A 13,434-nucleotide genomic window follows, 5' to 3' on the forward strand; every position below is an offset into this window, starting at 1 on the left:
CCGCGCGGGCGCGCGCTGTCTACCATCGCGCCATCCAACAAAAACCCAGGAGACAACGTGGTCGATGTGCTTGTCATCGGCGGCGGCAACGCCGCGCTGTGCGCCGCGCTGATGGCGCGCGAGGCCGGCGCCAGTGTGCTGCTGCTGGAAGCCGCGCCGCGCGAATGGCGCGGCGGCAACTCGGGCCACACGCGCAACCTGCGCTGCATGCACGACGCGCCACAGGACGTGCTGGTCGAGGCCTACCCTGAGGAAGAGTATTGGCAAGACCTGCTGAAAGTCACGGGCGGCCAGACCAACGAACACCTGGCACGGCTGGTGATTCGCGCGTCCAGCAGTTGCCGCGACTGGATGCGAAGCCATGGCGTGCACTTTCAGCCGCCGCTGTCGGGCGCGCTGCACGTGGCGCGTACCAACGCCTTCTTCATGGGTGGCGGCAAGGCGCTGGTCAATGCCTATTACCGCAGCGCCGAAAAGCTGGGCGTGCAGATTCGCTACGAGGCGCCGGTGGATCGCATCGAGATCGAGGACGGCCGCTTCGTGGCCGCGCACGTCAAGGGCGAGCGCATCACCGCCAGAACCTGCGTGCTGGCCGCCGGCGGCTTCGAATCCAACCGCGACTGGCTGCGCGAAGCCTGGGGCCGCAACGAGCGCGGCGAGTGGCCGGCCGACAACTTCCTGATCCGCGGCACGCGCTTCAACCAGGGCGTGCTGCTGAAGCACCTGCTGGATGACCACGGCGCCGACCGCATTGGCGATGCGACGCAGGCGCACATGGTGGCCATCGACGCGCGCGCGCCGCTGTACGACGGCGGCATCTGCACCCGCATCGACTGTGTGTCGCTGGGCGTGGTGGTCAACCGCGAAGCCCGGCGCTTCTACGACGAGGGCGAGGACTTCTGGCCCAAGCGCTACGCCATCTGGGGCCGCCTGGTGGCGCAGCAGCCGGGTCAGATCGCCTGGTCGATCATCGACGCCAAGGCCATCGGCCGCTTCATGCCGCCGGTGTTTCCGGGCGTGGTGGCGAACAGCCTGCCCGAGCTGGCGCGAAAGCTCGAATTGGATGAAGCCACCTTCATGCACACGCTGAACAGCTACAACGCCGCCTGCGTGCCCGGCAGCTTCGACCACACGGCGCTGGACGACTGCCACACCGAAGGCGTGACGCCCGCCAAGACGCACTGGGCGCGCCCCATCGACACGGCGCCCTTCTACGCCTACGCCGTGCGGCCGGGCGTGACCTTCACCTACCTCGGCCTGCACACCGACGACACGGCGGCCGTGCGTTTCAACGACCAGCCCAGCGACAACCTGTTCGTCGCCGGCGAGATGATGGCCGGCAACGTGCTGGGCAAGGGCTACACCGCCGGCGTCGGCATGTCGATTGGCACGGCGTTTGGCCGCATTGCCGGCGTCAATGCGGCGCGGGCAGCTATGAATCAAGGAGCATTGCATGGCCTCGCTTGAAGCCCTGACACGCGACGCGCGCGCGCTGGCCAACGGCGAAGTGGTGCTGACCGCGCCTGAAGCCGAGGTCGCGCGCCAGATGACCATCTGCAACGCCTGCCGCTATTGCGAAGGCTTTTGCGCCGTGTTCCCGGCCATGACGCGGCGGCTGGAATTCGGCAAGGCTGACGTGCACTTTCTGGCCAACCTGTGCCACAACTGCGGCGCCTGCCTGCACGCCTGCCAGTACGCGCCGCCGCACGAATTTGCCGTCAACGTGCCGCGCGCCATGGCCACGGTGCGCGGGCAGACCTATGCCGACTACGCCTGGCCGCCAGCGCTGGGCGCGCTGTACCAGCGCAACGGCCTGGCGCTGTCGGTGGCGCTGGCTTTGGGGCTGGCGCTGTTCCTGGTGCTGGCGGTGCTGCTCAAGGGGCCGATCTGGGGCGCGGCGCAGGGGGCTGACTTTTACGCCATCTTTCCGCACAACCTGCTGGTCGGCCTGTTCGCGCCGGTGTTTCTGTTCGCGGTGCTGGCGCTCACGCTGGGCGTGCGGCGCTTTCTGCGCGAGGTGAATCCCGCCACCAGCGGCGCACCCGCCAGTGGCGACGCCGCCGCCGAGGCCGCGCACGACGTGCTGCGCCTGAAGTACCTGGACGGCGGCCACGGCGACGGCTGCCACGACGAGGACGACGCCTACACCCTGCGCCGCCGCCGCATGCACCACTTCACCTTCTACGGCTTTCTGCTGTGCTTTGCGGCCACCAGCCTGGCGACGGTCTACCACTACCTGTTCGGCTGGGCGGCGCCGTACAACTTCCCGTCGCTGCCCAAGCTGCTCGGCGCCGTCGGTGGCGTCAGCATGGTGATTGGCACCGTGGGCCTGTGGCGCCTGAACCTGCGGCGGGACCCGCTGCAGGGCGACACCGCCCAGCGGCCGATGGACCGCGGCTTCATCGCGCTGCTGTTCCTGATCGCCCTGAGCGGCCTGCTGCTGTGGTGGGCGCGCGGCAGCGCCGCCATGGGGCTGATGCTGTGCCTGCACTTGGGCGCGGTGATGGCGCTGTTTGCGCTGATGCCCTACAGCAAGTTTGCCCACGGCTTCTTCCGCAGCGCGGCGCTGCTGCGCCACGCGGTCGAAAAACGCCAACCCAACCCGATCGGGCTGGGCGCCGATTGAATTCCACCTCAAGGAGACTTCCCCCATGAACAAGCGACAACTGATCCGCAGCGCCACTGCCCTGGCCTGCGCCGCACTGGCCGCTGGCCTGGTGCAGGCGCAGGACTTTCCGCCCAAGAAGCCGGTCACGATGGTGGTCGGCTTTGCCGCCGGCGGCGCGGCCGACGCCGCGGCGCGCCTGATCGCCAAGAAGCTGGGCGAGAACGTGGGCCAGACCGTGGTGGTCGACAACAAGGGCGGCGCCGGCGGCAACATCGCGCACCAGTTCACCGCCAAGGGGCCGGCCGATGGCTCGCTGTTGCTGTTCGGCTCCATCGGTCCGCTGACCATCGCGCCGCACCTGATGAAAGTGGGCTACGACCCGTTCAAGGACCTGGCGCCGGTCTCGGGCGGCGTCAACTTCCCGAACGTGCTGGTGGTGCACAAGGGTGTGGGCGCCAAGACGCTGGCCGAGTTCGTCGCGCTGTCCAAGAAGCCAGGCGCCAAGGTCGAATTTGCCTCCACCGGCGCCGGTTCGGCCTCGCACCTGGCGGGCGAGCTGTTCAACCAGCAGGCCAAGATCGACATGGTGCACGTGCCCTACAAGGGCGGCGCGCCGGCGCTGCAGGATTTGCTGGGCGAGCGCATCGCGTCCTACTTTGCCGCGCCGCCCACCGCCATGCCGCACGTCGAGGCCGGCAAGCTGATTCCGCTGGCCACCACGGGCCCGAAGCGCCCGGCCTACCTGCCGAACATTCCCACGGTGGCCGAGTCGGGCTACCCCGGCTTCGAGGCGCTCAACTGGTACGCCTTCGTCGCGCCCGGCAAGACGCCGGCGCCGATCCTCGACCGCTGGAACGTCGAGATCGTCAAGGTGCTGAACGACCCCGAAGTGAAGAAGGCACTCGAAGCCCACGGCCTGACGCCGCAGCCCACCACGCGTGCCGAGCTGACCACCTTCATGAAGAAGGAAGACGCCAAGTGGTCGGCCATCGTGAAAGAACGCAACATCAAGGCGAACTGACCGTCGGCTGAGTGATGCGTTAAATAGGCTACCAGCGCTGATGGATGCGGCGCTGGCAGCTATGATTTAAGTAGCGATCCGCTACTTCGGCCGCGCGCAATGCCCGCCGCTCACGGGCAGGCCCGAGCCGGCGGCGATGAGGGGCGGCTCCAGCCGCAGGTTGACCGGGGCCGAGGCGCGGTAGTCCCAGGCGATGAAGGCGAACAGCCCGATCCAGAAGATCCAGCGGCGCAGTGCGGTGATCGACAGCATGGCGCGCCTCCTTTAAAAGTCCAGCCGGCGGCGCACGCGCACGCCGATCAGGGTGCCCATGAAGGCCATCGGCACCCAGATCCAGCCGTGCAGGCTGCCGGTGCTGATGCCGCTGACCATGGCGCCCACGTTGCAGCCAAAGGCCAGGCGCGAGCTGTAGCCCAGCACGAAGCCGGCCAGCAGCCCGACCGCCCACTGCGCGCCGGTCAGCGGCCGCGCGTCCTGCGGGCGCTTGGGCGCTACCCACAGCGCGCCGGCCAGAATGCCGATGTTGGTGATGCTGGTCACGTCCAGCAGCAGCGTCTGGTGCAGGCGCTCGGCGTGGCCGGGGTCGGACCAGAAGGCGTTGGCGGCGGGGTCGAACAGGCCCAGCGCCGTGGCCGCCTTGGCACCCCACAGGCCAAAGCCGTACACCACGCCCCACGGCTGCCCGGCAATCAGCAGGTTGAGCGCCGCAAACACGGCCATGGCCAGCGCGCCCCAGACCCAGCGCCGCGGCATGCTCCTGAAACTGAAGCGCTGGCCGCTCCACCGGCCGACGCCCACGGCCACCACGGCCAGCGCCGCCAGCGTGGCCACCAGCGCGGTGCCCGCGCCCCATTGCTGCACCAGGCCCACCGGCTGCAGCGCGCCCAGCGCCAGCCAGCCGTTCAGGTGCACCGACCCGGCAAAGCTGCCCAGCGCGAACAGCGGCAGGATGGCCATGTTCAGCGGCACGCCCAGCCCCGCCTTGTACAGCGTGCCCGAGCCGCAGCCGTCCGAGATCTGCATCGCCAGCCCGAACACGAAAGCGCCCACCAGCAGGCTGACCGAGGGCGGCCCGAGCGCCGCCTGCGTCTCGGGGAAGTGCGCCAGCAGCGGCATCGACAGCGCCGCCAGCACCGCCAGCAGCAGGATCTGACCGTACACGCCCGACGGGTCTTTCTGCTCGATCAGGTGGCGCCAGCCGGTGGTGAAGCCGAAGCGCGCCGCCGCCAGCGCCCAGCCCAGCCCCACGCCCACCAGCAGCAGCAGCGCCTGGCGCGCCGACACCGTCCACAGCAGCCAGCCGAACAGCGCCAGCACCGCCACCGCGATCGGCCAGCGCTTGGACCACACGCGCCGCGTGCGTGCCGCCGCCACGGTCAGGGGGGAATCGGCCAGCGTGTTCATGGCGTCTTGAAGGTGAGATTGCGTTGCGCCCAGGTCGCCAGCATGTGGCGCAGCTTGTCCAGCCGGGGCGGCTCGTTGGCCATGGGCAGCGGCTCGGGCGCCTGGCTCCAGTCGATGATGGAGCCGGGGTAGAGCTTGACGTTCTTTTCGCCCAGCAGCTCGGAGCGCACGAACCAGTCGGTGGCGCTCCAGTGTCCGGCGTTGCAGAAGGTCACCACTGTCTGGCCGGGCGCGGCGTGGGCGGCGTCGGCCTCGGCGGCCAAGCTCGCCTTGTCGAGCAGCACGGCGCTGCCCAGTTCGAAGTAGAGGTCGCTGTCCAGGTTGACGGCGCCCGGCAGCGTGCCGCGCGCCTTGGCCGCGTCGTGCCCGACCTTGCCCTGAAAGAACGGCGCCGGCCTCGAATCGACCAGCACCGCCTGGCCGTTGCCCAGCAGCTGCCGCACTTCTGAGCGCGTGGCCAGCCACTGCGGGTTGAAGCGCGGTTGCCAGGCGCTGCGCGGCGCCACGGCCGGCTGGTTGCTGACCGGCAGCCCCGCCGCGCGCCACGCGTTCAGCCCGCCGTTCAGGATCGACAGCTCGCGCACGCCCAGGCTCTTGAGCGTCCAGTAGGCGCGCGCGGCGGTGGCAAAGTCGCTCGAATCGGTGCCGGTGTAGACCAGCACGGTGCGCTGCTCCGGCGTCAGCCCCAGCGACTGCACCAGCGCCGTCAGTTCGGGCAGCGGCGGCACCAGCCCGGGGTTGGTGGCCGGCCCGCGCCAGCGGCCGTAGGGCGCCGACACCGCGTCCGGCACGTGCTGCAGGGCGTAGGCCGCTTCCTCGCGGGTGTCGATGATGCGCACCTGCCCGGCGGCGCGCAGCGCCTGCAGTTCGGCCGGCGACACCAGCGGCGGCGCGGCCCAGCCAGGCGCCGCCAGCAGCAGGCCGCCCAGCCACAGAAGAAGAATCTTGATCGAACGCCGCATGGCCGCTGCCAGATAAGCAAAGCCTGATATTTTCGCCGCGCCCGCCCGCCCGCCTTAAGAAAAATTCGTCAGATGCTTATGCAAGGATGAATGCTATGGTAAACATAGCTACGTGCGCTTGCTGGATCAGCGCAAGAGCTGAATTCGGCCTGAAAAACAGCCGGACGGAGAGGACGCAAAGATGCCGCAGAGGACGCAAAAAAAACCAAAAATTTCTTCTGGCTGTTCCTTTTGCGTCCTCTGCGAATCCTTTGCGTCCTCTGCGTCCGGTATTCGGTTTTGGTGCGTTTCGGTAGCCGACTGCGCCCCTCAGCGCCGCGCCCGCGCCTGTTCGTAGATCGGCATCACGCGCGGCATGGCGGCCTGCAGCGCGGCCATGCGGTTGCCGGCGTTGGGGTGGGTGGACAGGAAGCTCGGGCCGCCGCTGCCGCCGGCCTGCGCCATCTTTTCCCACAGCGTGATGGCGGCGCGCGGGTCGTAGCCGGCGCGCGCGGCCAGCTCCAGCCCGTACAGGTCGGCTTCGCTTTCCATGTTGCGCGAAAACGGCAGGTCCAGCGCCAGCTGCTTGCCCAGCCCGGCCAGCTGCACCGCGCCTTCGCCCACGCCCAGCAGCGCGCCGCCGAGGGCCAGCGCCACGTCGCCGGCGGCGCTTTGCGACATCTTCTCGCGCGTGTGCTCGCGCAACGCATGCGCCATCTCGTGGCCCATGATGGCGGCGATCTCGTCGTCGGTCAGCCGCAGCTTGCGCAGGATGCCGGTGTAGAAGGTGATCTTGCCGCCCGCCATGACGTGGGCGTTGATGGTGTCTTCGTCGATCAGCACCAGCTGCCACGGCCAGCGCGCGGCGTCGGGGCGGAACGCGGCCACCTGCGGCACCAGGCGCTGCATCACGGCGTTGACCCGGCTCCATTCGGCGCCGCTGGTCACCAGCTTGCCCTGGGCGCGCGCCTTCTGGTTCTGCTGGTCGTAATACTGCAGCGACTGCTGCACCACCTGCTCCTGCGACACCAGCAGCAATTGCGAGCGGCCACGGCCATCGGTGGCGACGCTGCCGCTGGTGGTGCTGGCGCAACCGGCGGCCAGCAAGGCGGCGGCGGCCAGGGCGGTGAAGGAAAAACGGCGTGGGGACATGGCGAAAATCTCCTCAAAGGGGCGTGTCGGCGTGTGACTGCGGGTGATTGTGCCCGCGCCCGGCCGCGCGCCACGTCGGACGACTTCGGCAGTCGCGCGGCGGCGTGCCGGCGGCTTTTTAGGGCATGAAAAGTGCCTTGTGCGCTGTCAGGACGCCGGATGATGCTATCAAATTGATATTTTTCACGAGCCAGGGCACGGCGCCGCCCGGCCGTTCCGACACCGCCTGGGCCGGATCGCCTACAGCCGGTGGCCGCTGGCCCGTCTACGCTGCACGTATCCCGAACGTTGACGATGGGTAAAGATCGGGCAGCGCGCCCCTCGCCGGCTTGATCCGCGGCGTTGCCCCACCATCTGTCAGCCATGTTGTCCAAGGAGACCACCATGACACGCTCTGTTTCATTGCCCCGCGCTGCCGCCGCCCGTGCGGCGGCCGTGCTGGTGGCCGGCGCCCTGGGCTGGGGCCTGAGCGGCCTGGCCCGCCCGGTGGCGGCCCAGCCAGCGCCCGACCGCGGGCTGACCCCTTGGGCCATGCAGCCCGTGCAGCTGTCCGACCGCGAACGCCGCCGCCTGCAGCGCGAGCAGCAGCGCCAGATGCAGCGCCAGCCGTGGGACCGCTACCAGCTCGACCGCTACCAGGGTCAGCGTGGCGGCCGCTACGGCAGCGACGGCCTGTGGGGGCGCGGCTCGGGCGAGCTGGGCGACGCGCCCGGTTACCGTGGCTACCGCGGCGGCTTCAACGGCTTCAGGGGCTACGGTTATCCGCAGCAGGGCATGGGCGAACTGGGCAGCCCGCCGCGCGGCCGGCCGGGCGGCAACGGGGCCTGATCTTCACGCGCAGCCGCACCGACCCGCGCGGGCGCCCATGTGAGCGCCCGCTTCAGCCGCGGGCCGCTTCCAGCGCGCGCTGCAGGTAGCGCCCGGTGTGGCTTTTGGGCGACGCGGCCACGTCTTCCGGCGTGCCTTGCGCCACCACGGTGCCGCCGCCATCGCCGCCCTCCGGCCCCATGTCGATCAGCCAGTCGGCGGTCTTAATGACGTCCAGGTTGTGCTCGATGACGACGATGGTGTTGCCCGCGTCGCGCAACTGGTGCAGCACCTTCAGCAGCAGTTCGATGTCGGCAAAGTGCAGCCCGGTGGTAGGCTCGTCCAGGATGTAGAGCGTGCGCCCGGTGTCGCGGCGCGACAGCTCGTGCGCCAGCTTGACGCGCTGCGCTTCGCCGCCCGACAGCGTGGTCGCGCTCTGGCCGAGCTGGATGTAGCTCAGGCCCACGTCCAGCAGCGTCTGCAGGCGGCGCGCAAGGTTGGGCTGATCGCGGAAGAAGGCGTGCGCCTCTTCCACCGTCATGTCCAGGATCTGCGCGATGTGGCGGCCCTTCCACTGCACTTCCAGCGTTTCGCGGTTGTAGCGCTGGCCGTGGCAGACGTCGCACGGCACGTACACGTCGGGCAGAAAGTGCATCTCGACCTTCACCACGCCTTCGCCCTGGCAGGCTTCGCAGCGCCCGCCGCCGCTGGACTGCGGCACGTTGAAGCTGAACCGGCCCGGGCCGTAGCCGCGCTCGCGCGCCGTCGCCGTCTCGGCCATCAGCTCGCGGATGGGCGTGAACAGGCCGGTGTAGGTGGCCGGGTTGCTGCGCGGCGTGCGGCCGATGGGCGACTGGTCGACGGCGATCACCTTGTCGAACTGGTCCAGCCCCACGATGGCCTCGTGCGGCGCCGGCTCGGCGTGGGCGCGGTGAATGGCCTGCGCCGCCGCCGCGTACAAGGTGTCGTTGACCAGCGTGCTCTTGCCCGAACCCGACACGCCCGTCACGCAGGTGAACAGGCCGACCGGAATGTCCACCGTCACGTCGCGCAGGTTGTGCCCGTGCGCGCCGACGATGCGCAGCGCGCCCTCGGGCGCCTCGTTCTTCGATGTTTTGGGCCGCTCGCGCTGGCTGGAAGCGCGTGATGCGCTATCAATGGCATAGCTGGGTGCGCGCCGCGCCGGCACGTCGATGCGCCGCTCGCCACGCAGGAACTGGCCCGTCACCGACGCGGGCGCGGCCGCCACCTGCGCAAAGTTGCCCTGCGCCATCACCCGCCCGCCGTGCACGCCGGCGCCGGGGCCCATGTCGATGATGTGGTCGGCCGCGCGCATCATGTCCTCGTCGTGCTCGACCACCAGCACGCTGTTGCCCAGGTCGCGCAGGTGCTGCAGCGTGCCGATCAGGCGGTCGTTGTCGCGCTGGTGCAGGCCGATGCTGGGCTCGTCCAGCACGTACATCACGCCCGTCAGGCCGCTGCCGATCTGGCTGGCCAGGCGGATGCGCTGCGCCTCGCCGCCCGACAGCGTCTCGGCGCTGCGGTCCAGGCTCAGGTAGTTCAGCCCCACGTCGTTGAGGAATTTCAGCCGGTTGCCGATCTCGCGCACCACCTTGTCGGCGATCTCGGCCTTGGCGCCGTGCAGTTGCAGGGCGTCGAAATACTGCTTGGCCTCGCCCAGCGTCACGTGGCTGATCTGGTAGATGGCGCGGCGCTGCTCGCCGTCGCCCACGTACACGTGGCGCGACTCGCGGCGCAGGCGCGTGCCGCCGCAGTCGGGGCAGGGCTGCGTGCCGCGGTAGCGTGCCAGCTCTTCGCGCACGATGGGCGAATCGGTCTCGCGGTAACGCCGCGCCATGTTGGGCAGGATGCCTTCGAACGGGTGCTTCTTCTTGACCTTCTTGCCCGCGAAGTTGCCGCTCTCCATGGTGTAGCTGAAGGCAATGTCCTCGACGCCCGAACCGTGCAGCACCACCTGGCGCACGGCTTCGGGCAAGTCTTCGAACGGCGTGTCGACGTCGAAGCCGTAGTGCCGCGCCAGCGACTCGATCAGCGAGAAGTAATAGCCATTGCGCCGGTCCCAGCCCTTGATGGCGCCGCTGGCCAGGCTCAGGCTGGGGAAGGCCACCACGCGCTCGGCGTCGAACACCTCGGTGGTGCCCAGCCCGTCGCAAGTCGGGCAGGCGCCGGCCGGCGCGTTGAACGAGAACAGGCGCGGCTCCAGTTCGGCAATCGAATAGCCGCACGCCGGGCAGGCAAACTTGCTGTTGAACAGGTGTTCGCGCCCGGTGTCCATTTCCAGCACGATGGCGCGCCCGTCGGTCAGGCGCAGCGCGGCTTCCAGGCTGTCGGCCAGGCGCGACTTCAAGGCGCTCGCCGGTCCGCTCCCAAGAGCGCCTTTCACCCCCTCGGGGGGACGGGGCGAAGCCCCTCGGGGGCCGTCGGTGCTGGCCCGCACCTTCAGGCGGTCGACGACGACGTCGATGTCGTGCTTTTCGGCCTTCTTCAACTGCGGCAGATCTTCCACCGCCAGCACCTGGCCGCCGACGCGAAAACGCACGTAGCCCTGCGCCTGCATCTGCTCGAACAGCTCGCTGAATTCGCCCTTGCGGTCGCGCGCCACCGGGGCCAGGATCATCACTTTGGTGTCCTCCGGCAGCGCCAGCACCGCGTCGACCATCTGGCTCACGGTCTGCACCGTCAGCGGCAGGTCGTGGTCGGGGCAATACGGCGTGCCGGCGCGCGCGAACAGCAGGCGCAGGTAGTCGTGGATCTCGGTCACCGTGCCCACGGTGGAGCGCGGGTTGTGGCTGGTCGCCTTCTGCTCGATGGCGATGGCGGGCGACAGGCCTTCGATCAGGTCCACGTCGGGCTTGTCCATCAACTGCAGAAACTGCCGCGCATAGGCCGACAGGCTTTCGACGTAGCGCCGCTGCCCCTCGGCATACAGCGTGTCGAACGCCAGCGACGACTTGCCCGACCCCGACAGCCCCGTCACCACCACCAGCTGGTGCTTGGGGATGTCGAGGTCGATGTTCTTCAGGTTGTGCGTGCGGGCGCCACGCACCGACAGGCGCTGCGCGCGCAGCGCAGCGGCCAGCGGGGTGCCGGCGTCGGCATCGAAAGGCACGGGAGGCTTGGAAAGATCGGTCATGAAACGGCGCGGCCCCGGGATGTCCGGGGCAACCGGCCATTATCGAAGCTGGCGGCGATCCGCGCCAGTGCAAGGGGCGGTCGCGTGATCCGCGCCACGCACCGCCGGGCGCGGCTGTCAGCGTTCAGGCACGGTCTGCAGCGGCCCGAGCGTCAGGACGCGGTAGCGCAGCGTCATGGCTTCCGGCACGAAGGCGACCACTGGCAGGCGGCTGTTGTAATCCAGCCGCGGCGAAGCAATGGCCGCAAACGTCTGTCCGTGATCGGGGATTGGCCAGCAGCCCATGGCGGTCCGGATGATCCGGCCGTCGCTCTTGAACACCCAATAGGTATGGCCGACGCCGCGCAGGCTGTGCTGTTCGACTTCACCTTGCAGCACCGGCGCGTTGCAGTTGTCCCATTCGACCACCATGCCGCCGAACAGCTCGACCTGCAGCTGGTTCTCATCGGCGCGCTCAGGCAGATAAAAAACGTGCCGACGATAGCCGGCCATGTGCTCGGGCACCGTGCGCAGCGCGTCTTGCAACGTCAGCGCGGGTCGAAGGCTCCCACCCTGGCGTGGCAAATCCTGCGCCGTGGCGGCGTGGGTGAGCGCCCAGGCGACCGCAGCCGCCACGCCAAGGCGCCAGCGCGCGGCCTTGCTCAGGCCAGGTCTGTGCAGTGGTGCAGCGGGCAGGTTCGAGGGTCGCATGCGGGCAACATAGCAGAACCTGTTGGCCGTTGCGCAGGTTGCCCGCGCAACGCGGCAAGCCTCGGGGTCAACCGTGGGGCGATCAAAAAGTAATCCCATAAAAAGACGCGCCAGCGCTTTATTGGATTACACATATAGCTATCAAAATAGGAGTCATGTTCGCGTCGATGCGGACGGACGGATCCCGGTATACGTTCAACTACGTATCGATTTTGTGTAGGCGCAGGACTACATTTCTGACCCGGCACCGGCGCGCTCGTCGTGGGCGGGCGGGGTGCCTCACAGAGAGAGACACCCCATGCTGACCGCCGAAGAAATCGAATCGCATACACACGCGCCGCGCCATACGCCCTGGTACAAGATCCTGTACGTCCAGGTCATCATCGCCATCGTGCTGGGCATCCTGCTGGGCATGTTCTGGCCCAGCCTGGGCGAGCAGATGAAGCCGCTGGGCGACGCCTTCATCAAGCTGGTGAAGATGATCATCGCGCCGGTGATCTTCCTGACCGTGGTCACCGGCATCGCCGGCATGAGCAACATGCGCGCCGTCGGCCGCGTGGCCGGCAAGGCGATGATCTACTTCCTGACCTTCTCCACGCTGGCGCTGGTGGTGGGCATGATCGTGGCCAACACGCTGCAGCCGGGCGCCGGCATGCACATCGACCCGAAGTCGCTGGACGCGTCGAAGGTCAGCACCTACGTCAGCAAGGCGCACGACTCGACGCTGACGGGCTTTCTGCTGAACGTGATCCCCGAGACGCTGGTCAGCCCGCTGGTGGGGGGCGACATCCTGCAGGTGCTGTTCGTGGCCATCCTGTTTGGCATTGCGCTGGCGGCGGTGGGCGACCGCGGGCGGCCGGTGTTCGACTTTCTGAGCACGCTGGCGGTGCCGGTGTTCAAACTGGTGGCGATCTTGATGAAGTTCGCCCCGATCGGCGCGTTTGGTGCCATGGCCTTCACCATCGGCAAGTACGGCATCAAGTCGATCGGCAACCTGGCCATGCTGGTGGGCACGTTCTACATCACGTCGCTGCTGTTCGTGCTGGTGGTGCTGGGGCTGGTGGCGTACTTCAACGGCTTTTCCATCCTCAGGCTGATCCGCTACATCAAGGACGAACTGCTGCTGGTGCTGGGCACCAGCAGCAGCGAATCGGCGCTGCCCAACCTGATGCACAAGATGGAGGCGGCCGGCTGCGGCAAGCCGGTGGTGGGGCTGGTGATTCCGATGGGCTACTCGTTCAACCTGGACGGCACCAACATCTACATGACGCTGGCGGCGCTGTTCATCGCGCAGGCGCTGGACATCAACCTGTCGCTGCAGCAGCAGATCCTGCTGCTGCTGGTGGCCATGCTCAGCTCCAAGGGCGCGGCGGGTGTGACCGGCGCCGGCTTCATCACGCTGGCGGCCACGCTGGCGGTGGTGCCCGAGGTGCCGGTGGCCGGCATGACGCTGATCCTGGGCATCGACCGCTTCATGAGCGAATGCCGCGCGCTGACCAACTTCATCGGCAACGCGGTCGCCACCGTGGTGGTGTCGCGCTGGGACGGCCAGCTGGACAACGTGCGCCTGCACGCCGTGCTGGGCAACCCGTCGATGGTGCACGAGCCGACGCTGGTCGGCATGACGGCCGACGACTGAGCGCGTCCGGCGTGCGTC

The 13,434-nt window shown here is 68.6% G+C and carries 11 protein-coding genes; 5 read left to right on the forward strand and 6 right to left on the reverse strand.

Features of this window, described 5'->3' with window-relative positions; all coding sequences use genetic code 11:
- Window positions 1-111: 111 nt before the first annotated feature.
- The 3 genes from tcuA to R0D99_RS01050 are packed head-to-tail and all read left to right on the forward strand — an operon-like array spanning window position 112 to window position 3,629.
- Window positions 112-1,467: an FAD-dependent tricarballylate dehydrogenase TcuA gene (tcuA, locus tag R0D99_RS01040; RefSeq protein ID WP_317751168.1), complete on the forward strand. Its 1,356-nt coding sequence runs from the start codon at window positions 112-114 to the stop codon at window positions 1,465-1,467.
- Window positions 1,454-2,626, forward strand: coding sequence for a tricarballylate utilization 4Fe-4S protein TcuB (gene tcuB / locus R0D99_RS01045; RefSeq protein WP_317749578.1), 1,173 nt, complete (start codon window positions 1,454-1,456; stop codon window positions 2,624-2,626). The genes tcuA and tcuB overlap by 14 nt, the downstream gene beginning before the upstream one ends.
- A 25-nt stretch (window positions 2,627-2,651) precedes the next feature.
- Window positions 2,652-3,629 carry a tripartite tricarboxylate transporter substrate binding protein gene (locus R0D99_RS01050; protein ID WP_317749579.1) on the forward strand — a complete coding sequence of 326 codons (978 nt, stop codon included), beginning with the start codon at window positions 2,652-2,654 and terminating at the stop codon, window positions 3,627-3,629.
- Window positions 3,630-3,710: 81 nt separating this feature from the next.
- Here the strand turns inward: R0D99_RS01050 and R0D99_RS01055 are convergent, their stop codons facing one another.
- The 4 genes from R0D99_RS01055 to R0D99_RS01070 form a co-directional block, all read right to left on the reverse strand.
- Complete coding sequence (locus tag R0D99_RS01055) at window positions 3,711-3,881, reverse strand: hypothetical protein (RefSeq protein ID WP_317749580.1); 171 nt, start codon at window positions 3,879-3,881, stop codon at window positions 3,711-3,713.
- A 12-nt stretch (window positions 3,882-3,893) separates the two neighbouring features.
- A complete protein-coding gene (locus R0D99_RS01060) occupies window positions 3,894-5,033 on the reverse strand; it encodes a YeeE/YedE thiosulfate transporter family protein (protein WP_317749581.1) in 1,140 nt (379 codons plus the stop codon).
- Window positions 5,030-5,995: a sulfurtransferase gene (locus tag R0D99_RS01065; protein ID WP_317749582.1), complete on the reverse strand. Its 966-nt coding sequence runs from the start codon at window positions 5,993-5,995 to the stop codon at window positions 5,030-5,032. The genes R0D99_RS01060 and R0D99_RS01065 overlap by 4 nt, the downstream gene beginning before the upstream one ends.
- Before the next feature lie 309 nt (window positions 5,996-6,304).
- Window positions 6,305-7,126 carry a M48 family metallopeptidase gene (locus R0D99_RS01070; RefSeq protein WP_317749583.1) on the reverse strand — a complete coding sequence of 274 codons (822 nt, stop codon included), beginning with the start codon at window positions 7,124-7,126 and terminating at the stop codon, window positions 6,305-6,307.
- Window positions 7,127-7,510: 384 nt separating this feature from the next.
- Here R0D99_RS01070 and R0D99_RS01075 point away from each other — a divergent pair, with 384 nt between their 5' ends.
- Complete coding sequence (locus R0D99_RS01075; protein WP_317749584.1) at window positions 7,511-7,954, forward strand: hypothetical protein; 444 nt, start codon at window positions 7,511-7,513, stop codon at window positions 7,952-7,954.
- A 52-nt stretch (window positions 7,955-8,006) separates the two neighbouring features.
- On the opposite strand, the gene uvrA is transcribed toward R0D99_RS01075, so the two are convergent.
- Window positions 8,007-11,087: an excinuclease ABC subunit UvrA gene (gene uvrA / locus R0D99_RS01080; protein ID WP_317749585.1), complete on the reverse strand. Its 3,081-nt coding sequence runs from the start codon at window positions 11,085-11,087 to the stop codon at window positions 8,007-8,009.
- 117 nt (window positions 11,088-11,204) lie between these two features.
- A complete protein-coding gene (locus tag R0D99_RS01085; RefSeq protein WP_317749586.1) occupies window positions 11,205-11,777 on the reverse strand; it encodes an ecotin family protein in 573 nt (190 codons plus the stop codon).
- A 298-nt stretch (window positions 11,778-12,075) separates the two neighbouring features.
- Here R0D99_RS01085 and R0D99_RS01090 point away from each other — a divergent pair, with 298 nt between their 5' ends.
- Window positions 12,076-13,416, forward strand: a complete 1,341-nt coding sequence (locus R0D99_RS01090; RefSeq protein WP_317749587.1) for a dicarboxylate/amino acid:cation symporter — start codon at window positions 12,076-12,078, stop codon at window positions 13,414-13,416.
- The last annotated feature ends 18 nt before the right edge of the window (window positions 13,417-13,434 follow it).

The organism is Ottowia sp. SB7-C50 (genome assembly GCF_033110285.1).
Classification (GTDB): domain Bacteria; phylum Pseudomonadota; class Gammaproteobacteria; order Burkholderiales; family Burkholderiaceae_C; genus Ottowia.